The following is a 20825-nucleotide window of genomic DNA, read 5'->3' as shown; positions in this document are numbered from 1 at the left end:
CACCCCTCCCCATCCCCAGGGAACCGCCATGAGCACCACGAGCACCCCCGAGGCCGCAGAGCCCGAACCGTCCCCGGTCGCCGGGCCCGAAGCGGCCGACCCCGCCGCCGCCCGGACCGTCGTCGACCCCGCTGCCGCCCCGGTCGCCGCCCTGACACCCGCCGGCCGCAAGTTCGGTCTCGCCGCGGCCACCGCCCTCGTGATGGGCAACATCATCGGCGGCGGCATCTTCACGCTCCCCGCCGCCGTCGCCCCGTACGGCACGGTGAGCCTCGTCGCGTTCGTCGTCCTCTCCGTGGCCGCCGTCCTGCTGGCCCTGCTGTTCGGCAAGCTGGCCAGGCGCAGCCCGGTCACCGGCGGTCTCTACGTCTACCCGCGCGACGCCTTCGGCCCCTTCGCGGGCTTCCTGTCGGCGTGGTCGTACTGGACGATGTGCTGGGTCAGCATCGCGGCCCTCGCCGTCGGCGTCGTCGGCTACGTCGACGTGCTGATACCCCTGGGCGACGGCAAGGTCGTCCTCGCGGTGGTGGCCCTGGCCGCCCTGTGGCTGCCGGCCGCCGCGAACTTCGCGGGCACCCGCTACGTCGGCGCGGTGCAGGTCGTCTCGACCGTCCTGAAGTTCGTGCCGCTGCTGCTGGTCGCCACGATCGGTCTGTTCTTCATCGACACCGACAACTACGGCCCGTTCAACGCCTCCGGGGAGAGCGTTCCCGGCGCGATCGCCGCCTCCGCCGCCCTGCTCCTCTACAGCTTCCTCGGCGTCGAGTCGGCCGCCGTCAGCGCCGGCGAGGTCCGCGACCCCGAGCGCACCGTGGGACGCGCCAGCGTCCTCGGCACCGTCGCCTCCGCGGTGGTCTACATCCTCGGTACGGTCGCCGTCTTCGGTCTCGTCCCGCACAAGGAACTCGTCGAGTCGGGCGCGCCGTTCGCGGACGCCGTGAACTCGATCGCGGGCGGCAGCTGGGGCGGCACCGTGATCGCGCTGGTCGCCGTCGCCTCGATCGTCGGCTGCCTCAACGGCTGGATCCTGCTGAGCGCACAGATGCCGTACGCCGCCGCCCGCGACGGTCTCTTCCCGAAGCCGTTCGCCCGGCTCGGCAAGGGCGGCGTCCCCGGCTTCGGCGTCCTCGCCACCGCGGTGCTCGGCACGATCCTCATCGTCGTGAACTACGCGGACGACCCGGACACCGCGTTCCGTGTGCTCGTCCTCATCACCACGTTCACCGGCTGCGTCCCGTACCTGCTCTCGGCCGCCGCCCAGCTGTACTGGCTGGCCCGCGGCACCCGCGAGCGCGTGCGCCCCGCCGGCCTGGTCCGCGACCTGATCGTCGCCGGCCTCTCCTTCGCCTTCTCCTTCTGGCTGATCGCCGGCGCCGGCTACGCGGCCGTCTACCAGGGCGCCCTGTTCCTCTTCGCGGGCATCCCGGTCTACGTGTGGCTGCGAGGACGACAGGAGACGCCCGAGGACGCGGACACCACCCCCTAGGTTCGGGCGGGCCCGTTCCGCGCACTCCATTCCTCTGCGAGCACGCTGAACATGAGAGAGTCCCGCCAGCCGTCCCGGATCCACGCGGTGTGGCGCAGGTGGCCCTCGTAGGTCATGCCGAGCTTGTTCAGCACGCGGGACGAGCCGGTGTTCCGCGGGTCGCAGGTGGCGTGGATCCGGTGCAGGCCCAACCCGGCGAACCCATGGGCGAGAAGTCGGCGACCGATCTGCGTGCCGATGCCTTTGCCCCATACCCGCGGATGCACGACGTAGGAGATCTCGCCCTGGCCGTGCTCGCGGCTGCGGACATGCAACTCGCCCATCCCCACGACGTCGTCACCCAGCCGCGCCACATGGGCGAACCTGAGCTGGGGCGTGCTCGACCAGGCCGCGGCCGCGGCCGTCACGAAGTCGCGCGTCTGTTCCTCCGTGTTGGGGCCCCAGGGCTGGAATCGGCACGCCTCCGGCAGGCGGGCCCACGCGTGGACGGCCTGCCAGTCCTCCGGCGTGATCCTGGTCAGGGTCAACGACTGCTCACTCATGGGCCGATCCTGCCAACTGTGCACGCGGAGAGCACTTCTCTTTCGCTCCCGGACAAGCGTCGTCCGTACGGAACGCCGCCTTCAGCGGCGAGGGGCCTGTCCGCACGAGCGGAGCCGGATCGTGGAGATCGGCGCGCTCGTGCGACTCGACGTGCAGCCGTAGACGTAGCCGTGGGCCGGGCTCAGCCCGTCGCCGCGTGGCGGCCGCCTCCCCGGCGCTTGGTCCTGCCGCGGCGCCTGCTCATCGGTACGGCGAGGCCGCAGAGCAGTCCGACGGCCAGGGCGTACGGCCACCAGCCGAAGCCGCTGTCGGCCGAGGCGCCCGTGTTCAGGGTGTCGGGGCCCCGCGGGTCCGTCCTGGCGTCCGCCGCGGACCTGGTCTTCGGCGACGCGGTCGCCTTCGCCGCCGTCAGGACGACGTCGTTGCCGTCGCCGCCCCGGTAGCTGATCCGGTAGGCGTTGTCGGCCAGCTTCACCTTCGCGCCCTCGCGCAGACCCTTGAACGTACCGGTGACGCCGCCCTTTCCGGCATGGTCGATCACGGTGACCTTCTCGCCGGGGCCGCCGACGGCGCCGAGGGCCGCGAAGTCCAGCTCGCCCGCCAGCCGTACCGCCCCGGACACCTTCAACGGCCGCTCGCGCAGCACCAGTCGGCCCCGCCCGGTCTGGGTGTAGCCGCCGGTCACCCGCAGGCCCGCCACGACCGCACCGGCGTTGGTCACGGAGCCCCGCACCGTGCCCTTGCCGGAGAGGGAGCGGTTCACCGTCAGCCCCGCCGTGCCCACGTCGAGCCTCGCGCCCGCCGTGGTGAGCCTGATCCCCTTGCTGCGCGCCAGGGTCGCCCCCGAGCGGAGCGCGAGCGTGCCCTTGGTGACGGTCGTCAGCCCGCTGTACGTCACCCCGCTGCCCGTCAGCGTCGTCGTCGCGGCGCCGGACTGGGTGAACGAGCCGCGGCCGCCGATCCTGGACAGCGACACCGGCTTGGTGACGTTGCGGACGACCAGCCTGCCGTCGTTGACGACCCTGCACAGGTCGCCCTTGGTGTACAGCCCGCCGTCGCCGCCCCGCTTTCCGCTGCCCAGCCGCAGCACCGCGTTCTTCTGGATCGTCGTCGAGCCGTTGTAGTACTGGACGGCGGCGAAGGTCACGTCGTTGCCCTTCGTGCCCTTGATGACGATGTCCCCGGCGCCGGGCGCGGACAGGGTGTCGTGGAACACCCCGCCGCCGATGGGGGCGCCCAGGGTGACCGGACCGTTGTAGTCGAAGGTCAGCAGCGAACGGGAGCGGGCGGCGAGGAGGTTGATGTAGACCGTCTCGGCGGTGCCCGGCATGAAGATCTTGTTCGTGGTGCCGTCGCCCCACTGGACGTTCGCGCCCTTGATGTTGGTGCCGCGCTTGTTGACGTTCTTCCGCGCGGGTGTCCAGTTCAGGGCCGGGTCGCTGAGCGAGGGGTCGGTGTCCCCGCCCCGGTCCGACCAGCTGTACTGACCCGTGAGGATCACCTTGCTGCCGGGCCGGGACTGGACGTTGATGTCGCTGCCGTACTCGCGCTGGTAGAAGTCCATGCCCTGGGTGACGGTCTGTCCCAGGGGTGTGTCCACGGTCCAGGTGCCCTGGTTGAGGATCTTGCGTACGCCGGGGAGCGAGGTCGCGTACTCCGGTGCGCCCGCGTTGAGTTGCGTCCCGTTGTCGATGACACCGGTGAACGGGTGGGTGCCCGACAGGTCCCAGGTGGCCCACAGGAACCTCGGCTGGCTGATCAGCCCCGAGCCGCTGATGGTGCCCAGGTTGTACTGGACGTCCTTCAGCACCAGCCGCAGGGTGCCGTCGACCCTGATGTTGTCCTGGTTGAGCCGGAACGCCGGGGTGTCGTACGGGAAGTGCCTGATCACTCCGGTCCCGCCGCCGTTCCCGTACTGGAGGGTCGCGCCCTTCGCGACGGTCACGGCCGGCGGGTCCGGGTTCGTGACCGTGACGTACGGGTGGTTGCCGCCGAGTACCTTCACGACCTGCCGCTGCCGGGACTTCGGCAGGGTGAAGTCGCTGTCCCTGGTGAGGATCAGGGTCCCCGTGCCCCGCACGGTCAGCGTCCCGGTGCCGCTGAACGTGCCGTCGTAGGTCGTCTTCCCGGGCGGCACGGTCACGACCGTGTCGCCGTCGAGCCGGACGTCCCGGCCCGCCAGCACGTCGGCGGTCGCGTCGCGGGGGCCGGCCGCGGTCGCGGTCGGGGCACCGAGCATCAGGGCGGTGACGGCCAGGGCTCCGGCGGCCGCCGCTGTCTTGTGGATATGGCTGCGCACGCCTTCGGAGACGGGCGGGACGCCACCCGATAACAGAAATCCGCGCCCGCGTCGCGAACAGAGCGTCAGCGACCGATGGAAATCGCTTTCCCCCATCTCGTCCGACCCGTTGACCTCCCGGGGGAGCGCCCTTACCTTTTCGCCGTTCGGAGTGACTGATCTTGTGCGATATGTCGAACGATTCTATTCCTTTTTGTGCCGCCTCGCACGCTCCGACGCCCCCCACCACCCCCACGACCCCCCCCACGCAGAACCTTCAGAGAGGCAGACCGCATGAGCCGCGACAACGCCTTGCCCCAACCCCCCGACCGCAGGCTGCTGTTGAAGGGCGCCCTGGCCGCGGGCGCCCTCACCGCCCTGCCCGGTGCCGGTGCCGCCCACGCGGCGACCGGCGGGCCGGCCGCTTCCCCGGCGGGACCGGGTGCCGCCGCCCCGTACGTCAACCCGCTGGTCCGCAACCGGGCCGACCCGCACATCCACCGCCACCGCGACGGCTTCTACTACTTCACGGCCACCGCACCCGAGTACGACCGGATCATCCTGCGCAGATCCCGCACGTTGCGCGGTCTGTCGACCGCGTCCGAGTCGGTGATCTGGCGCAAGCACGCCACCGGTGTCATGGGCGCCCACATCTGGGCACCGGAGATCCACCACATCGACGGCAAGTGGTACATCTACTTCGCCTCCGCGCCCGCCGAGGACATCTGGGCCATCCGGATCTGGGTCCTCGAGAACGCGCACCGCGATCCGTTCAAGGGCACCTGGGTCGAGCGCGGGCAGCTGAAGACCGCCTGGGAGACGTTCTCCCTCGACGCCACCACCTTCACCCACCGCGGCCACCGCTATCTGGCCTGGGCGCAGCACGAGCCCGGCATGGACAACAACACCGCGCTCTGGCTGTCGAGGATGGCCGACCCGCTGACCCTGACCGGACCGCAGGTCCGGCTCTCCACCCCGGAGCTGCCCTGGGAGGTCATCGGCTTCAAGGTCAACGAGGGCCCGTCGGTCATCCGGCGCAACGGCCGCCTGTTCATGTCGTACTCGGCGAGCGCCACCGACTTCCACTACTGCATGGGTCTGCTGACGGTCGACGAGGACGCCGACCTGATGAACCCCGCGAACTGGTCGAAGTCCCAGACACCGGTCTTCACCAGCAACGACACCACCAAGCAGTACGGGCCGGGCCACAACAGCTTCACCGTCGCTGAGGACGGCCGCACCGACGTCCTCGTCTACCACGCCCGCCAGTACAAGGACATCGTCGGCGACCCCCTGAACGACCCCAACCGCCACACCCGTGTGCAGCGCCTCGGCTGGAAGCCCGACGGCACGCCCGACTTCGGCGTCCCCGTCGCCGACACCCCCACCCCGGGTTCCCGGAAGGAGAGCTGAGATGAGACGTGCGTACGCGATCCTCCTCGCGCTCTGTCTCGCGCTGGCCGGCGGCCTCGCCACCGCGGGCCCGGCCCAGGCGGCACCCCAGACCATCCCCAACGGCGTCCAGTTCACCGACAGCGGCGGCAACCCCGTGCACGCGCACGGCGGCGGGGTCCTCAAGGTCGGCTCGTACTACTACTGGTTCGGCGAGCACCGGAACCCCGACAACACCTTCAAGTACGTGTCGGCGTACCGCTCGACGGACCTGAAGAACTGGGAGTTCCGCAACAACGTCCTCACCCAGGCCACCGACCCGGAGCTGGCGACCGCCAACATCGAGCGTCCGAAGGTCATCTACAACGCGTCCACCGGCACGTTCGTGATGTGGATGCACAAGGAGAACGGCGTCGACTACAGCGAGGCCCGCGCCGCCGTCGCCGTCTCCGACACCGTCGACGGCGACTACAGCTGGCGGGGCAGCTTCCGGCCGCTCGGCCAGCACATGTCCCGTGACATCACCACCTTCGTGGACACCGACGGCACCGGCTACATGATCTCGGCGGCCCGCGAGAACTACGACCTCCAGATCTACCGGCTCACCGCCGACTACACCCAGGTCGCCGCCCTCGTCGCCGACCCCTGGCACGGCGGCCACCGCGAGGCCCCGGCCCTGTTCAAGCGGGGCGGCGTGTACTTCATGCTGACCTCGGGCGCGACCGGCTGGAGCCCCAACCAGCAGCAGTACGCCACCGCCACCAACATCGGCGGACCCTGGACGGCCATGGCGAACATCGGTGACTCCACGACGTTCGGGTCGCAGACCGCGTACGTCCTGCCCGTGCAGGGCACGTCGACCACCTCGTACCTGTACATGGGCGACCGCTGGGGCAACTCCTTCGGCGGCACGGTCAACGACTCCCGCTATGTGTGGCTGCCGCTGACCTTCCCGACCTCGACCACGATGTCCCTGTCCTGGTCGCCGGAGATCACCGTCGACACGGCCGCCGGAACGATCAGCGGCAACAACGCGACGTACAACACCCTGATCGCCCGCAACAGCTCCAAGTGCGCGGACGCGCCCAGCCAGTCGCTGTGGCAGGGCATCGCGATCAACCAGTACACCTGCAACAGCGGCGGCAACCAGAAGTGGTGGTTCAAGGACCTTGGCACCGGCTACTACCAACTCGTCGGCCGCGGCAGCTCCCTGTGCCTTCAAGAGAACTCCACCAACGTCACCCAGGAGAACTGCGGCACCGCCACCACCCAGCAGTGGAGCCTCACCGCCTCCGGCAGCTACTGGCAGGTGAAGGCCCGCACCACCGGAGAGTGCCTGGACGTGAACGGCGCGTCCACCGCCAACTCCGCCGCGATCATCACGTACACGTGCAACGGAGCGACGAACCAGCAGTGGACGCGCGGAACATGACGTAGATCAGGTCTCTTCTCAGGAACCGGTCTTCGGCGGAGGCATCGGAGTGTATGCCGACGCGAGTCTCTTTCGGGGATCGGTCTTCTGTTGCTCGGCATGGGCGGCGCTGTGCCGGTCCACCATCAGGGACACCTCCTCGCCCGTGCCGAGATCCTTGGCCGCCACGTGCACCAGGTCGTTCGCGTCGATGTCGAAGGAGACCTCGACCTGGGGCACACCGCGCGGGGCCGGTGGCAGGGGCAGCTCAAGCACTCCCAGTTTCTTGTTGTACTCCGCGATCTCGCGCTCGCCCTGGAAGACGCTGATCTGTGCGGACGACTGGTTGTCCTCGGAGGTCGTGAAGATCTCGGACCGCTTGGTCGGGATCGTCGTATTGGCTTCGATGAGCTTGGTCATGATGCCGCCTTTGGTCTCGATGCCGAGCGACAGTGACGTCACATCGAGCAGGAGATCGTCGCGCAGCTGTCCGGTGAGCACGGCGCTTTCCAGCGCCGCACCGATGACCACACCTTCCGGGATGATGGCCCTGATGGGCTCCCGCCCGCCGGCCAGTCTCCGCATGAGCGTGGCGATGGCGGGCATCCGGGTGGCTCCGCCCACCAGAATGAAGTGATCGATATTCTCGATCTTGTAGGTGGTGTACCAGTTCTTCAGCGCCATGCGGATCGGCAGCTCACAACGCTCCAGGAGATCCTTCGACATCTGCTCCAACTGCCCGCGGGTCAGTGTGACGTCCAGATGCACGGGACCGGACGGGGACGTCGCGATGTAGGGCAGGAGCACGTTGGCGGTCGGGGCCTGCGACAGTTCGATCTTCGCCTGTTCCGCGGCCTCGGTCAGCCGCTGGAGGGCGGCCCGGCCGGTGAGTCGGATGCCGTGGCGGTCGGCACATTCGTGGACCAGGTGATCGACGATGCGCCGGTCCCAGTCACTTCCCCCGAGGTGACTGTCGCCACTGGTGGACAGCGTCTCGACGACCCTGTCACCGATTTCCAGCAGCGACACGTCCAGAGTCCCGCCGCCCAGATCGAATACCATGATCATTTCGTTGGCGTCCCTGCCGAACCCGTAGGAAAGAGCCGCAGCGGTGGGCTCGTTCACCATCCTCGCCGTCTCCAGACCCGCGAGCGCGGCGGCCTCCGCGAGTGCGGCACGTTGTACGTGGTTGAAGTAGGCGGGCACGGTGATGAGGGCGCGGTTCACGTCCTCGCCGAGATAGGACTCCGCGCTCTGACGCAGGTCGGCGAGGATCCAGGAGGCGACTTCCTCGGCGGAGTAGCGGCGGTTTCCGTGGCGGAAGGTCCAGCCGGTTCCCAGCTCCAGCTTGACGCGGTGGACGACGCCCTCGGGCTTGAGGGCAGCCTGGTCCTTCGCGGGCTTGCCCACCAGCCGCCGTCCGTCCTTGGTGAACGCCACGATGCTCGGTGTGGTCACCTCGCCGTGGCTGTTCGGGATGAGCTGGACCTCGCCCTCCCTGAAGATCGCCACGGCCGAGTTTGTCGTACCGAAATCGATGCCCACGATGTTCGACGTGGTGGTGGCGGGCCGGGAGATCCGGGACGCGTCCGCAGTCTGCCGGGGCAGTTCTCCCAGACCGCGGTTGTGCCAGAGGCTCTCGGCCTGGGCCCGGACCTGCGGATCTCGGTCCTGGACCAGGAGGGTCAGGGCCTCCAGTGCGGACTCCCGGACCGGTCCTCGCCAGCTGCCGAGCAGCCGTTCCACTTCGTGGACCGCGCCCTGCCGCTGCCAGGTGGCCCCGGTGAGGATCGCGGCGCGGAGCGTGTCGGACACCCCGGGGTCCTGGGGGGCGTTCATGTAGAGGATACCGGGATTGCGGGTCAGGTAGAGGCTGCCCTCGGCGTTGTTGACGGTCCGGGTCGGCGTCTGGCTCGGCAGCCGGCTGCGCACCCGGTCGTGGACGAACGTGTACAGCTCCTCGGCGGAGACGTATCCGTCCCCGTCCAGGTCGGCGCTCCCGTCGCACAGCCCCGCCACGACGGCTGCCGTGAAGATCGACGGCTCCGCCCGTTCCCTGCTGCGCTTCTCGGTCTCATGGCTGTACTGCAGTGCTGTCGAGGAGGTGATCACGATCCGGCCCCGCCCGGAGAACGGCTCCTCCAGGTCGACCGCCGGTGCTCCCCTGGTACGCATCCCTTTGGCGAACGCCCCGCTGTAACAGCAGTCCAGCAGGACGACGGCTCGTCGGCACGGACTCTGTTCCAGCTGGTCGGCGACGAACTCGGAGGAGACGCCCGTCGCGTCCAGGTAGTCCCACTCCGTGTCCGACGCGACGAAATGGAGCCTGTTGCGCAGGTCCTTGCGGCCGTGGCAGGAGAGATGCAGCAACAGCAAGTCCTGAGCCTCGGCGCGTGAGAAGAAGGACTGGACAGCCTTGCGGATCTGCGGGGCGGTCCCGTTCTCGACGACGGTGACCTCGAACTCGCCGATGGCCGGGTCGCCCAGGACGGCGGCGAGCTGCTCGGCATCCGCGGCCGCGCCAGGCAGCTCGCTGAAACGCTCGTCCGCGTAGTGCTGGTTGACGACGAGGAGCGCGGACTTACGCATCGGAGGAGTCGTCGGAGCCGACCGGACCGGGTGCGTGTCTGGCCGCGAACAGCTCGATCGCGCGGCGCTGGTCCGCGCGCGAGGCCGAGGTCAGGTGCAGTTCGTCGCCGTCGATCGTGACGTCGATCGAGCCCGAGTTGCGGCGGGCCAACCAGTCCTGGGCCAAGGCCAGGAGGGCCTTCAGCCCGGCGGCTCCCGTCGCGCTCACGAGGACCGTCGTGTAGATCACGGCTTCCCCGGCCCGTGTGCCGCCGGGAGCGGGTCCTGCGGTCTGGTGCCGCACGGAGGACACGTCCAGCTGTGACAGCTCTTCGACGAGGAGCGCCACCGCCTCCTCCGCCCCTTCCGGATCCGCCTCGTCGGCGAACGCCAGCACGGCGTCGTGTCGCCGGTCGTGCATCGTCGTACCTCCCCGTTGATTGCCCGCAACTCCCCATACGCGGGCGAGCTCATGATGGCACGTCAGCCCCGGCTCCGTCCGGGCGTAGCGGCAAGGAGGCGTCAAGGAAGCAGTGCACCGAGGTGCGCTGCTCACTGCGAGGCGGGCGCGGTCCCGGCCCGCGCCGCACCTCCGACGCGGAACGTCCGAGAGGGCGCGCGGGCCGGATGCCTCAGGCGAGCAGATCGATCGCGTCGATCGCCGTGCCCGCACTGAGGTAAGCCGTCGACCCCGACCCGCTCACCACGTTGATCCTCAGCACGTTGTACTGGCTGGTGTCCGTGCGCCAGGCGCTGGCCGGAACGCTGTAGGTGAACGTGTAGTTGTTCCCCCGGTAGGAGCCGTTGGTCAGCGACCGCGTGTTCGGCTGGGTGGGCGGGGAGGGGATCGCCGACGTCCATCTGTCGTTGACGACGACCTGCGGCCGGCCGTTCGCGTAGGCCGTCGTCACCCCGATCCGCAGCGTGTGCGCGGCGGCGGCCTGGGCCGCGGTCAGCCGGAAGTAGACGAGGAGGCCGCTGTTCACGTCCTTCCAGAGGTAACAGGGGAAGGCGGAGGTCTCGGTGCCGCTGCCGATCACCACGTTGCCCGTCCAGGCGGCGGCCCGGACGTCCGAGGGGTGCGCGTACGTCATCAGGTCGGCGTTCTTGAAGCCGCTCGGCGTGCCGTTCCAGTCGTTGATCCGCCAGATCGCGCTCGCGTTGGACGGGTCGTTCGACGACGGGATGGCGATCGTGTTGAGCGTCGTCGTGCCGCCTGCCGTGACCGTCACGGAGGTCGTGTACACCGCCAGCTCGCTCTTGTAGACGGTCAGCGTGTACGTCCCCGGCAGCACACCCGTGATGGTGAAGTAGCCGTCCGACGAGCGTGCAGAACCCCAGTACTGCGCGGCCGAGTTGGCGAGCCCGACCGTGTACGGGTACGACGTGTTCCGCCCGGTGATGCCGACACCCGCGACCCGGCCCCGGCCGCCCGAGCCCACGTACCCGGCGATGCCGAGCGAGTCCGCCCACGGGGTGGTCAGCGTGCCCGGGAACAGCGACGCGGAGGGCGCCCCGCCGTCGGTGAACGCGATCACGTACGGGCCCTGGAGGCCGAATCGCTGCTCCTCCGTCTGGTTCTGCCCGTAGTACAGGATCTCGTACAGCCCGCCGCCGTCCGCGCTCTGGTGGCGCAGCAGCGAGCGGTAGAACGGGCCGCCGGACGCCTTCTCGTGGTTGGAGCGCACCACCCACAGGCCGACGCCGTTCGCGGACCAGCCGACGTAGTCGTAGTCGATCACCCGCAGCTTGGAGAAGTGCTTCGAGCGGGTCTGGCCGTCGGACTTCCGGAACACGTCCGAGGCCTCGATGGTGGTGGGCGCGTACGTGTACGAGTCGGGCGCGTCGTTGAGGAACAGGCCGGCCTTGACGCGCAGGATGAAGCGGGTCGCGGAGACCGAGGTGTCGGCCTTGTTCGTCCACAGGTAGATGTTGTTCTCGCCGCTGCGGGCCGCGTAGTAGTGCCGCAGTGTGCCGTACGTGACGGAGACCAGGATCGTCGACCCGGACTGCCGGATCGTCACCGTGGAGCTGCCGAGGCCGGACTCGATGTGCGAGTTCATGCCGCCGTAGCCCTGGTACTCCGTGCCCCGGTAGACGAGCGAGGCCAGGTCGCCGTTGCTCTTTCTGACCTTGAAGACGAGGTTCGCGCCGGTGTCGACGACGTAGTGGGTGCCGTCGTCGCTCCAGCCGAACGCGGCGGCGTGGGCGGTACCGGCGAGCGGCCCGGCGAGTGCCGCGCCGGCCGCGGCGGCGGCCGTGCCGAGGACGAATCCGCGGCGGCCGAGGGCCTCTTGGTCGGTGGCCTGGGACATGGGGGCCTCCTCGGGAGGGTGGGGGGTGGGGGTGATTCGGAAGAGTGACAGTTGAATCGATTTCGCGAAAGGGCTTTCGACACAAGGGAGTTGGCAATCTTACGAAAGTGCCCCGACCTCTAGAAAGCGCTTGCCCGACAGGATACGGTCCAGCCGCCGGGTGTTGTCATCCCTCCCGAGGAGCCGCAATGAGACGTTTCACCGTCGCCGCGCTGACGGCGGCGACTCTGGGCACCGTCCTGTCGGCCGCACCGGCCCAGGCGCACCACGGCCGACCCGTCCTCGGCCCGGAGAACTGTGCCGCGAACGCCTGCCACTTCGACGTCCCCGCCGGCACCTACGACGTGACCGTCCGCCTCGGCGGCGACAGCGCCGCGAGCACGAGCATCACCGGCGAGACGCGCCGCGCCCTCCTGCCCGAGACGGCGACCGCTGCCGGCGAACCGGTCTTCCGCAGCTTCACCGTGAACGTCCGCACCCCCGAGGGCGAACCCACCGGCCCCGACGGCACCCCCGGCCTCGACCTGGTCATCGGCGGCTCGGCCCCCGCGCTGGCCGACATCCGCGTGACCCCCGCCTTCCCCCGAGCTCTCGGCTCCGCTCGAGCAGGGGGGACCCCCATGGCCCGGCAGATCTTCTTGGTCGGCGACTCCACGGTCTGCGACCAGCCCGGCGACCCGTACTCCGGCTGGGGCCAGCAACTCCCGCGGTACCTCCGCAAGGGCCTCTCGGTCGCCAACCACGCCGACTCCGGCGAGAGCACGGTGTCCTACCTCGCCGACGCGCGACTGTGGGCCACCGTCCGGCCGCGGATCCGCCGGGGCGACCTGGTGCTGATCCAACTGGCCCACAACGACAAGCAGACCGACGAGGCCACCTACCGCGCCAACCTGGAGACCCTGGTCGCGGGCGTCCGCGACCAGGGCGGCCGACCGGTCCTGGTCACGCCGATCGTGCGCCGCTGGTTCAACGCGGACGGCACGCTCAACAACAACACGGCCCTCCTCGTCAACGGCCTCGGCGTCGACCACCCGGCCGTCGTCCGCTCCGTCGCCGCCGCCCACGACGTGCCGCTGATCGACCTCACCGCGAGGACGAAGGCCCTGGTCGAGTCCCTGGGCACCGAAGCCTCCAAGGCGCTCTACCTCTCCAACGAGAAGCGCGACAACACCCACACCTCCGTCCACGGCGCCACCGTGTACGCCGGCCTCGTCCGCGACGAACTCGTCGCCCTGGGGCTGGTGCCCGCCGGGCGGACCAGGGTGGGATGAGCCCCTGGGGCGCCCCGACCGGAACCGGGGCGCCCCAGGTTCCAACCGACAGCGACGACCCAGGAAGCGTGCGCCCATGCCCGCCCAGCCCGACGAGGACCGCAGCCTCAGCCCGTACACCGGCTACACCCGCGCCCACTGGGAGGCGGCCGCCGACGCGCTGCTGGCCGCCGTGGAGCCGTACGCGACTGCCGACGGCGCCCTGTACGACCTTCCCGGCGACCGCACGAGCTGGTCGGGCCGCCTCTCGGACGGCCTGGAGGGCTACGCCCGGACCCTGCTCCTCGCCGCGTTCCGCAAGGACGAGAAGGCCCTCGCCCGCTACGCCGACGGACTCGCGGCCGGTGTCTCGGGGGTGTGGCCTCGCATCGAGGACCGCGGCCAGCCCCTGGTGGAGGCGGCGTCCATCGCCCTCGCGCTCCGGCTGACGCGGCCGCTGCTGTGGGACCGCCTCGACGACGGGGTTCGCCAGCGTGCGGCGGCCTGGCTCGGCGACGCGCTGACCGCAGAACCCTGGCCCTGCAACTGGGAGTTGTTCCCGGTGACCGTCGGCGGCTTCCTGGCGGAGATCGGCCACGAGCCGGAGCTGTCCCGCCGGGTGATCGAGGAGCGGCTCGACCGTATCGAGCGGTGGTACCTCGGCGACGGCTGGTACACCGACGGCGACGGTCGCAAGTTCGACTACTACAACGGCTGGGCGATGCACCTCTACCCGGTGCTGCACGCCTGGCTCGCCGACGACGCCCGCCTGCTGGACCTCTACGGCGGCCGCCTGTCCACCCATCTCGCCGACTACGTCCGTCTGTTCGGCGGTGACGGCGCCCCGCTGCACCAGGGCCGCTCCCTGACGTACCGCTTCGCCACCACGGTCCCGCTCTGGCTCGGCGCGCTGACCGGCCGGACACCGCTCGGGCCGGGCGAGACGCGCCGGCTGGCGTCCGGCGCCCTGAAGTACTTCCTCGACCGGGGCGCCGTCGACGACCGTGGCCTGCTGTCGCTGGGCTGGCACGGCCCCGACCCGGCCGTCCTCCAGGGCTACTCGGGCCCGGCCTCCCCGTACTGGGCGAGCAAGGGCTTCCTCGGTCTGCTGCTGCCGCCGGACCACCCGGTGTGGACGGCCACCGAGGAGGCGGCGCCGGTGGAGCGTGCCGACGAACTGCGTCCCCTCGGCCCGCCCAACTGGCTGCTCCAGTCAACCCGTTCGGACGGTCTGGTCCGCCTCCACAACCACGGCAGCGAGGACGTCCGCTACGACCCGTACTACACGCGCCTCGCGTACTCCACGGTGACGGCGCCCGTGCCCCTGGCGGAGCCCCCGGCGTCGTACGACAACAGCGTGATCGTCGACGGCGACGCGAGCCGGACCGGCATCGAACCGCTCGGCGTGGGCGAGGGCTGGGCGGCGTCCCGGCACACGGCGGCCGGGGGAGCGCGGGTGACGACCCTCGTCCTCGCCCGCGGGGCGGTGGAGGTGAGGGCCCACCTCGTGGCGGGGGCGGCCCCCGGGACGCCGATCCGCGTGACCGGCTGGGCGCCGACGGAAGGCGTCCACACCGACCTCCGCCCGGCCCTCGGCCTCACGGACGCCGAGAAGGGCGACGGCGCACCGTCAGAGCAGGCCCTCACCGGGGAAACCACCGACGACACGTCACTCTTCGTCGCCCTGACCCGCCTGACGGCCGACCCGGCCCCGCCCCCACTGGAGGACACGGTCTCCGTGCGACTCGCCGCCCCGGGCGAACTGCACATCCGGTGGACGGGCGGCCCGGAGACCCGGGTCCGGCTGACGGACGGCGCGGTCGTCTCCGAGGACCTGGAACCGGTCGGTGCGCCCCGCACAACGTGAGGTCGGCCGTAGCCGTCTCCCTGTCCGAGAGCGGTTCCGCCGGCAGCAACACGAGGAGGAGACCGAGGTACGACAGGAGAGGGCCGGCCGACCCCGACCGTGCCCACGATCCGACGAGCGACTCGCCCGGCTGTGGGCGGAGCACGTGCGCGCACCGTTCCCGGCCGGCTGGCGCGGCGCGGACGTCGCGGGCGTGGATCTGGTCCTCGTGGATTCCGATGTCGCGGGCCTGGTGCGGACGGAACTGGACGACGGTGGGCTCGACGACGGTGACATCGCCGCCCTCTGGGCGCGCGCCGCCGACCTCGACAAGATCGTGCCGCTGATCGACGAGGAGTACTGCGCCGCGTACTTCGCGCGGCTGCGCGTGATGGCCCGTCTGGCGGTGGCACCTCATGTGCCCGCCGCGACGTGAGCGACCGTCGGGCCGAGGGCGGGACGCCGGTCCGGGTGCGGGGCCGGTCAGAGGATGTCGTAGGTCAGGTGGGTCGCGGTCGAAGTGGGGGTCACGTCGCGTTGTACGAGGGTGTGGGGTGTCCTGCCGGTGAAGAGGGGGGTGCCGGTGCCCATGACGACGGGGGCGAGGTGGAGTGTGAGGGTGTCGAGGAGGCCGGCGTCGAGGGCCGAGCCGACGGTGGTGCCGCCGCCCATCACGACCACGTCGAGGTCCTTGCCGCCGGCGGCCGACGCCGCCTCGGCGCGCTCGCGCGCGGCGGCCACGGCGTCGGCCATGCCGGTGGTGACGAAGGTCCAGTCGAGGCCCGTGAGCCGGACGGCGTCCGGCGGGGAGCTGGTCACGACCACGAACGCGGGTTTGCCGACCTCGCCCGCGCCGTAGCCGGTCTCGTCGTCCCAGCCGTACGGTCCGTCGACCACGTCGAAGAGATGCCGGCCGAGGACGACGGCGCCCGAGCGGGCCGTCGCCTCGCGCAGGATCCGGCGGTCCTCCGGGTCGTCGGAGAACGCCCAGGTGTGCAGGGCCTCGCCGCCGGTGCCCAGCCCGTTGTCCGGGCCGGGGTCGGGTCCGGTGACGAACCCGTCGAGAGAGACCGAGATGTCAGCGATGATGCGGGTCATACAGGGCAGACCGGATCCACGCCCGGAACTCATCGGTCATCCCTGCGGCGGTCGTCCGTCGGCGGCCATCCGTGCGGCGCGGCGGGGATGGCTACTCACCGCGCGGCACGGCCGGGGTGAGCGGCGGGTGGCCGTCCGCCGTCGGGCATCACGACGGCGGCACGGGTCCCGGCACGGCCGCTTCCCGGGGCCAGTTCTCCAGGGCCACGTGCAGGGCCTCGATCGCTCGGTCCCAGGACGTCCGCACGTCGCGTGCCGCGCCGAAACCGCCGTCCGCCTCCAGGGCGCAGTAGCCGTGGAAGGTGCTGCGCAGCAGGCGTACGGCGTCGGTGAGATCGGGCTCCTCCAGGCCGTAGGCGCGGAGCATGCCGTAGGTGATCTCGGCGGTGCGGCGGAAGGCGGGCGAGGCGGCCACCAGGTCCTGGTCGATGCGGGCCTGGGTGGCCGCGTACCGGCCGGGACGCTCCAGGGCGTAGGCCCGGTAGGCCCCCGCGAACGCGGCCAGCGCGTCCTTGCCGGCCCGCCCGGCCACCGCGTCCGCGATCCGCTCGATCATCTCCCCGCCGGCCAGGAACGCGACCCGGGTCCGGAGGTCCTGGAGGTTCCTGACATGGGAGTACAGGCTCGCGTCCTTCACCCCGAACCGCCGAGCGAGCGCCGACAGCGTCACGTTCTCGAAGCCGACCTCGTCCGCGAGGTCGGCCGCCGCCGCGACGACCCGCTCGGTCGTCAGGCCGGTTCTGGGCAAGGGCGACCACCTCGTGTTCCGCGCGCCTGGGATCTGTGGGGACAGCCTAGGTGAGGCGGACGCCCTCGGATCCCGGCGCTCCCGGTGCGGCCCCGGGTCAGCCGATCGGCGCGTACAGGACGCCCAGCTTGTCGATCTCGGCGCCCGAGCGGCCGGTGAAGCCGACGATGTGCCGGCCGGCGGGGGCGGTGAAGGTGCGGGTGTCGGCGGTGGGTGTGCCGGAGGCGAGCGTGCGGCCCTGGTCGGTGGTGAAGGCGGCGGAGAAGATCCGGGTGTGGCCGTCCTTCTTGCCCTGGGTGAGCTTCACGGACGTGAGGTGCTCGCCGGATGCCAGGGTCAGCGAGACGGCCGTGCCGCCGGTGCCGCCGTGGGTGAGCGTCGTACCGCCGTCGTGGGTGAGCGACACCGCGTCGAGGCGGGACGCGCCGCGCAGTGTGAGCGTGCGGGGCGAGACGGCCGAGGGGAGGTCGTCGGCGTCGCTGAACGCCGTGCCGTGCGGGCCGCCGAAGAAGTCGCTCGCCCCGAGCCGGGGGTTGACGCTCCAGGAGAAGTCGACGGTGTGCGGGAAGTGGTCGGAGAGGTTCTTCCCGCCTGCGTCGAGGAACCTGGCCCACTCGTTGTGGTAGCGCGTGGCGGTCAGGTCCACCAGGGGGCTGCCCCGGTAGAGGACCTTGTCGACGACCTCGCAGTCCTGGGCCGGGGCCGTGGTGGCGCAGACCAGCGCGTCAGCGCCCTGGGCCGGCGGTCTGCCGCCCTGGACGAGGTCCACCCACGGGTCGCGCAGGCCGTTCTCCGACACGAGCGTGCGGATGTTGTCGCCCGCGCGCGTGTAGCGGGTGTTGGTGTCGCCCATGACGATCACCGCGTTGCCCGCCGAGTTGGCCTTGATGAAGTCGGAAAGCTGGGTGATGTTCGCCCGGCGGGCGGCCAGGGCCGCGTCGTCGGAGTCGGCGTTGGTGTGCACGTTGTAGAGGTCGACGAAGACACCCTCGGCGAGCCGCACCCGGGCCAGGGAGAAGCCCTTCGGGGTCAGGCAGTTGGTGCCGGTGCACTTGTTCCACTTCACCCGCTCGAAGTCCTCGAAGGGCAGGTCCGAGAGGGTGTTGAGGCCGTCCCCGAAGGGCACCCCGCCGCTGGTCGCCGTGCGGTGCGGGTGGTCGTCGCCCGCGTACAGCGCTGCGTGGTAGTTGAAGTCCTCCTGGACGTTGACGAGGTCGTACGCGCCGAGGCGGGGTGAGATCAGGGGGGTGTTGGTCTTCGGGCTGCCGGAACTGAGCCCCTCCGGGAGGCCCGCGACGTTGTACGTCAGCACGTTGAAGGTGCCGGAGGCGGCGGCCGTCGCGGGCGCCGCGCCGGTGGTGGCGAGGCCCGTGACGGCCAGGGCGGCGGCAGCGAGGGTGCCGAGGAGTCGTCTCATGCGGGTACTCCGGGAGGGGGGTGGGAAAAGTGAGCGGTGCTCAGGTTCTGTGTCCAACAGTGTGACGGGCAAGGGCAGTTGAGGAAACAGTGAAAGGCGTTGTGATTTGACGCGTCCATGGCACCGTGTGGTCACCCGGTACTCGTTCAACGTTCATGTTTCGCCTCGATCCTCCACGGGCGGCGCACTCGCGCCGCGGAGGGCAGCCGCGGAAGGCAGCGGCATCCAGGAGGCGTCACATGGGGCACGGGCACGCGCACGGTCATCACCACCACGGACACGACCACGATCACGAGCATCCGGCGGCGGACGGCCTCCCCGCCGCCTTCGACACCGCCGTGCCCGACGAGGCGCTGACCCCCGAGCAGCAGTCGCGCCGCACCCTGCTGCGCCGCGCCGGTCTTCTGGGCGCGGGCCTGACCGCCGCGAGCGTCCTCGCCCCGGCGGCCGCCACCCCCGCGTACGCCGCCACCGGCAGCCGCAAGCGCGGCGGTTTCCTGTGGCTGTCCGGCGACCACCACATCCACACCCAGTACAGCAACGACGGCAAGTACCGCGTCGTCGACCAGGTCCGCCAGGGCGCCCGCCACGGCCTGGACTGGCTGGTCATCACCGACCACGGCAACGCCACCCACGCCAGGATCGGCGTCGAGAAGGTCAACCCGGACATCCGTCAGGCCCGCGCCGCGTACGAGGACACCCTCGTCTTCCAGGGCCTGGAGTGGAACATCCCGGCCGCCGAGCACGGCACCGTGTTCGTGCACCCCGGCAAGAACGAGGTCGCCGTCCTCAAGCAGTTCGAGACCGACTACGACGGCGGCGTGAAGGGCGCGACCGAGTCGACGCCCGCCAACGAGGCGCTCGCCATCGCCGGGCTGAACTTCCTCGCCGAACAGGTACGCCGCCGCAAGGTCAAGGACGTGCTCATGCTCGCCAACCACCCCGCGCGCAAGGGCATCGACTCGCCGCACGAGCTGCGCGCCTGGCGGGACGCCACCAGCCCCCGCCACCGGATCGCCGTCGGCATGGAGGGCGCCCCCGGCCACCAGGCCGGAGGCATCGCCGCGCCGCTCGGCATGGGCCGCGCCCGCGGTATCTACGACAACAGCCCCGGCGCCAACTCCTTCCCCGGCTACCCCCCGGAGTCCTACCGGACCTGGGGCGGCTTCGACTGGATGACCGCCACCGTCGGCGGCCTGTGGGACAGCCTGCTCGCCGAGGGCAAGCCGTGGTGGATCACCGCCAACTCCGACTCCCACCACGTCTACACCGACACCGCCGTACGCGGCGGCCCGGACAGCGACTACACCGCCAACGGCAGGCACACCGACCCCGTCTACGGCGGGAAGATCGACCTGACGGAGGGCGACTACTGGCCCGGCCAGTACAGCCGCACCCACGTCGGCGCCGCCGGCTTCTCCTACGCCGCCGTCATGGACGGCATCCGCGCGGGCCGCGTCTGGGTGGACCACGGACAGCTCGTCAGCGGCCTCGACATCCGGGTGTCCGGCGGCAGCCGCTGGGCAACCCTCGGCGGCGCCCTGCACGTCAAGAAGGGCACCAAGGTCACCCTGACCGTCGACGTGGCGCTCGCCGGCGGCCCCAACTGGGCCGGTTTCGTGCCCAAGCTGGCGCGCGTCGACGTCATCCAGGGCGATGTGACGGGCACACCCGCGGACAAGGACACCTTCACCGCGCCGACCACGAAGGTCGTCAAGTCCTACGAGGTGAACAAGTCCACCGGCACCGTCCGGTTCACCTACCACCTCGGCCGCGTCGACCGCCCGCTCTACGTCCGGCTGCGCGGCAGCGACGGCAACCGCTCGGCCGTGGGCGCGATGGGCGCGGCGGTCGACCCGGCGGGCCCCGCCCTCGACGTCGTCGGTGACGCCGACCCGTGGCGCGACCTGTGGTTCTACTCCAACCCGGTGTGGGTGCTGCCCTCGTGACGCCGTACGCCCTCACCGTGGACGCCGGGGTCCGGGACCTGCGCACCGCCGACCGTCTGCTCCACGCGCTGGCCGCCGAACTCGCCCTCCCCGAGGGCACGTTCGGGTGCACCCACCTGGTCCGAGACGGCCGGCCGAGGGTCGCGCTGTCCCTCGCGGTGCCGTCCCGGCCGCTCCTGAGCACCGTCCGGGAGCGGCTGGCGGCCCGTGCACACGAGGTGACGCCCGGCATCCCCGACGCCATGGGCCGTGCCGTGCTCTACCCCGGCGCCACGGCCCTGACCGGCACCCTGTCCGTCGCGACCGTACTGGACCGCTCCGCGATCACCCGGGTGACCGTCCTCGGCTCACCCGGCCGACCGGACCCGGAGACCCCGCTGATGACGCGGAACCATGTACGCCCGCACTGGCACGAGGGTGAACTGGTCCTCACCGCGATGCCCGCCGTCGGCGGCACCCTCGTCCCCTTCGAGGTCCCCGAACCGACACCGTGCTGCGCCGACCACTGAGACGGGCCGGCGGAC

16 protein-coding genes are annotated in these 20825 nt (G+C 70.9%); 8 read left to right on the top strand and 8 right to left on the bottom strand.

Annotation, left to right across the window (positions count from 1 at the left end; genetic code table 11):
• Positions 1-28: 28 nt before the first annotated feature.
• Entirely contained in the window at positions 29-1486 is a 1458-nt protein-coding gene (locus M8J73_RS00455; protein ID WP_055541060.1) for an amino acid permease, read from the top strand.
• Here the strand turns inward: M8J73_RS00455 and M8J73_RS00450 are convergent.
• Positions 1483-2028, bottom strand: coding sequence for a GNAT family N-acetyltransferase (locus M8J73_RS00450; protein ID WP_055541059.1), 546 nt, complete (start codon positions 2026-2028; stop codon positions 1483-1485). The genes M8J73_RS00455 and M8J73_RS00450 overlap by 4 nt on opposite strands.
• A gap of 182 nt (positions 2029-2210) precedes the next feature.
• A complete protein-coding gene (locus M8J73_RS00445; RefSeq protein ID WP_055541058.1) occupies positions 2211-4328 on the bottom strand; it encodes a hypothetical protein in 2118 nt (705 codons plus the stop codon).
• 273 nt (positions 4329-4601) lie between these two features.
• Between M8J73_RS00445 and M8J73_RS00440 the strand changes: the two genes are divergently transcribed.
• Together M8J73_RS00440 and M8J73_RS00435 are read left to right on the top strand one after the other, a co-directional pair.
• A complete protein-coding gene (locus M8J73_RS00440; protein ID WP_249828080.1) occupies positions 4602-5720 on the top strand; it encodes a glycoside hydrolase family 43 protein in 1119 nt (372 codons plus the stop codon).
• Position 5721: 1 nt separating this feature from the next.
• Positions 5722-7131, top strand: a complete 1410-nt coding sequence (locus M8J73_RS00435) for an RICIN domain-containing protein (RefSeq protein ID WP_055538656.1) — start codon at positions 5722-5724, stop codon at positions 7129-7131.
• Between the two features lie 18 nt (positions 7132-7149).
• Here M8J73_RS00435 and M8J73_RS00430 read toward each other — a convergent pair whose 3' ends face one another.
• From M8J73_RS00430 to M8J73_RS00420, 3 genes are all read right to left on the bottom strand, one after another.
• Positions 7150-9699 carry a caspase, EACC1-associated type gene (locus M8J73_RS00430; protein ID WP_055538657.1) on the bottom strand — a complete coding sequence of 850 codons (2550 nt, stop codon included), beginning with the start codon at positions 9697-9699 and terminating at the stop codon, positions 7150-7152.
• Positions 9692-10099 carry a hypothetical protein gene (locus tag M8J73_RS00425; protein ID WP_055538658.1) on the bottom strand — a complete coding sequence of 136 codons (408 nt, stop codon included), beginning with the start codon at positions 10097-10099 and terminating at the stop codon, positions 9692-9694. The genes M8J73_RS00430 and M8J73_RS00425 overlap by 8 nt, the downstream gene beginning before the upstream one ends.
• Before the next feature lie 211 nt (positions 10100-10310).
• The gene (locus M8J73_RS00420) at positions 10311-11993 is read right to left on the bottom strand and encodes a rhamnogalacturonan lyase B N-terminal domain-containing protein (RefSeq protein ID WP_249828079.1); all 1683 of its coding nucleotides are present in this window, start codon (positions 11991-11993) and stop codon (positions 10311-10313) included.
• 188 nt (positions 11994-12181) lie between these two features.
• On the opposite strand from M8J73_RS00420, the gene M8J73_RS00415 reads away from it, so the two are divergent.
• The 3 genes from M8J73_RS00415 to M8J73_RS00405 all read left to right on the top strand — a co-directional run bounded on the left by M8J73_RS00415 (position 12182) and on the right by M8J73_RS00405 (position 15525).
• Entirely contained in the window at positions 12182-13264 is a 1083-nt protein-coding gene (locus tag M8J73_RS00415; protein ID WP_249828078.1) for a rhamnogalacturonan acetylesterase, read from the top strand.
• A gap of 76 nt (positions 13265-13340) precedes the next feature.
• Complete coding sequence (locus M8J73_RS00410) at positions 13341-15110, top strand: DUF2264 domain-containing protein (protein WP_055536986.1); 1770 nt, start codon at positions 13341-13343, stop codon at positions 15108-15110.
• Between the two features lie 145 nt (positions 15111-15255).
• Complete coding sequence (locus M8J73_RS00405) at positions 15256-15525, top strand: hypothetical protein (RefSeq protein WP_055536987.1); 270 nt, start codon at positions 15256-15258, stop codon at positions 15523-15525.
• 47 nt (positions 15526-15572) lie between these two features.
• Here the strand turns inward: M8J73_RS00405 and M8J73_RS00400 are convergent, their stop codons facing one another.
• The 3 genes from M8J73_RS00400 to M8J73_RS00390 form a co-directional block, all read right to left on the bottom strand.
• The gene (locus tag M8J73_RS00400; RefSeq protein ID WP_055536988.1) at positions 15573-16187 is read right to left on the bottom strand and encodes a dihydrofolate reductase family protein; all 615 of its coding nucleotides are present in this window, start codon (positions 16185-16187) and stop codon (positions 15573-15575) included.
• 148 nt (positions 16188-16335) lie between these two features.
• Positions 16336-16935, bottom strand: a complete 600-nt coding sequence (locus M8J73_RS00395) for a TetR-like C-terminal domain-containing protein (protein ID WP_055536989.1) — start codon at positions 16933-16935, stop codon at positions 16336-16338.
• Positions 16936-17032: 97 nt separating this feature from the next.
• Positions 17033-18352 (bottom strand): jacalin-like lectin, encoded by a 1320-nt coding sequence (locus tag M8J73_RS00390; protein ID WP_055536990.1) that lies wholly within the window; start codon positions 18350-18352, stop codon positions 17033-17035.
• A gap of 239 nt (positions 18353-18591) precedes the next feature.
• Here M8J73_RS00390 and M8J73_RS00385 point away from each other — a divergent pair, with 239 nt between their 5' ends.
• Together M8J73_RS00385 and M8J73_RS00380 are read left to right on the top strand one after the other, a co-directional pair.
• Entirely contained in the window at positions 18592-20301 is a 1710-nt protein-coding gene (locus tag M8J73_RS00385; RefSeq protein WP_055536991.1) for a PHP domain-containing protein, read from the top strand.
• Positions 20298-20810, top strand: a complete 513-nt coding sequence (locus tag M8J73_RS00380) for a hypothetical protein (protein WP_055536992.1) — start codon at positions 20298-20300, stop codon at positions 20808-20810. The genes M8J73_RS00385 and M8J73_RS00380 overlap by 4 nt, the downstream gene beginning before the upstream one ends.
• Positions 20811-20825: the final 15 nt, after the last annotated feature.

It is taken from the genome of Streptomyces neyagawaensis (genome assembly GCF_023516595.1).
In the GTDB taxonomy this organism is placed as follows: domain Bacteria; phylum Actinomycetota; class Actinomycetes; order Streptomycetales; family Streptomycetaceae; genus Streptomyces; species Streptomyces neyagawaensis.
The sequence above is the reverse complement of the archived record's forward strand: the minus strand, read 5'-3'. Positions and strand labels throughout refer to the sequence as shown.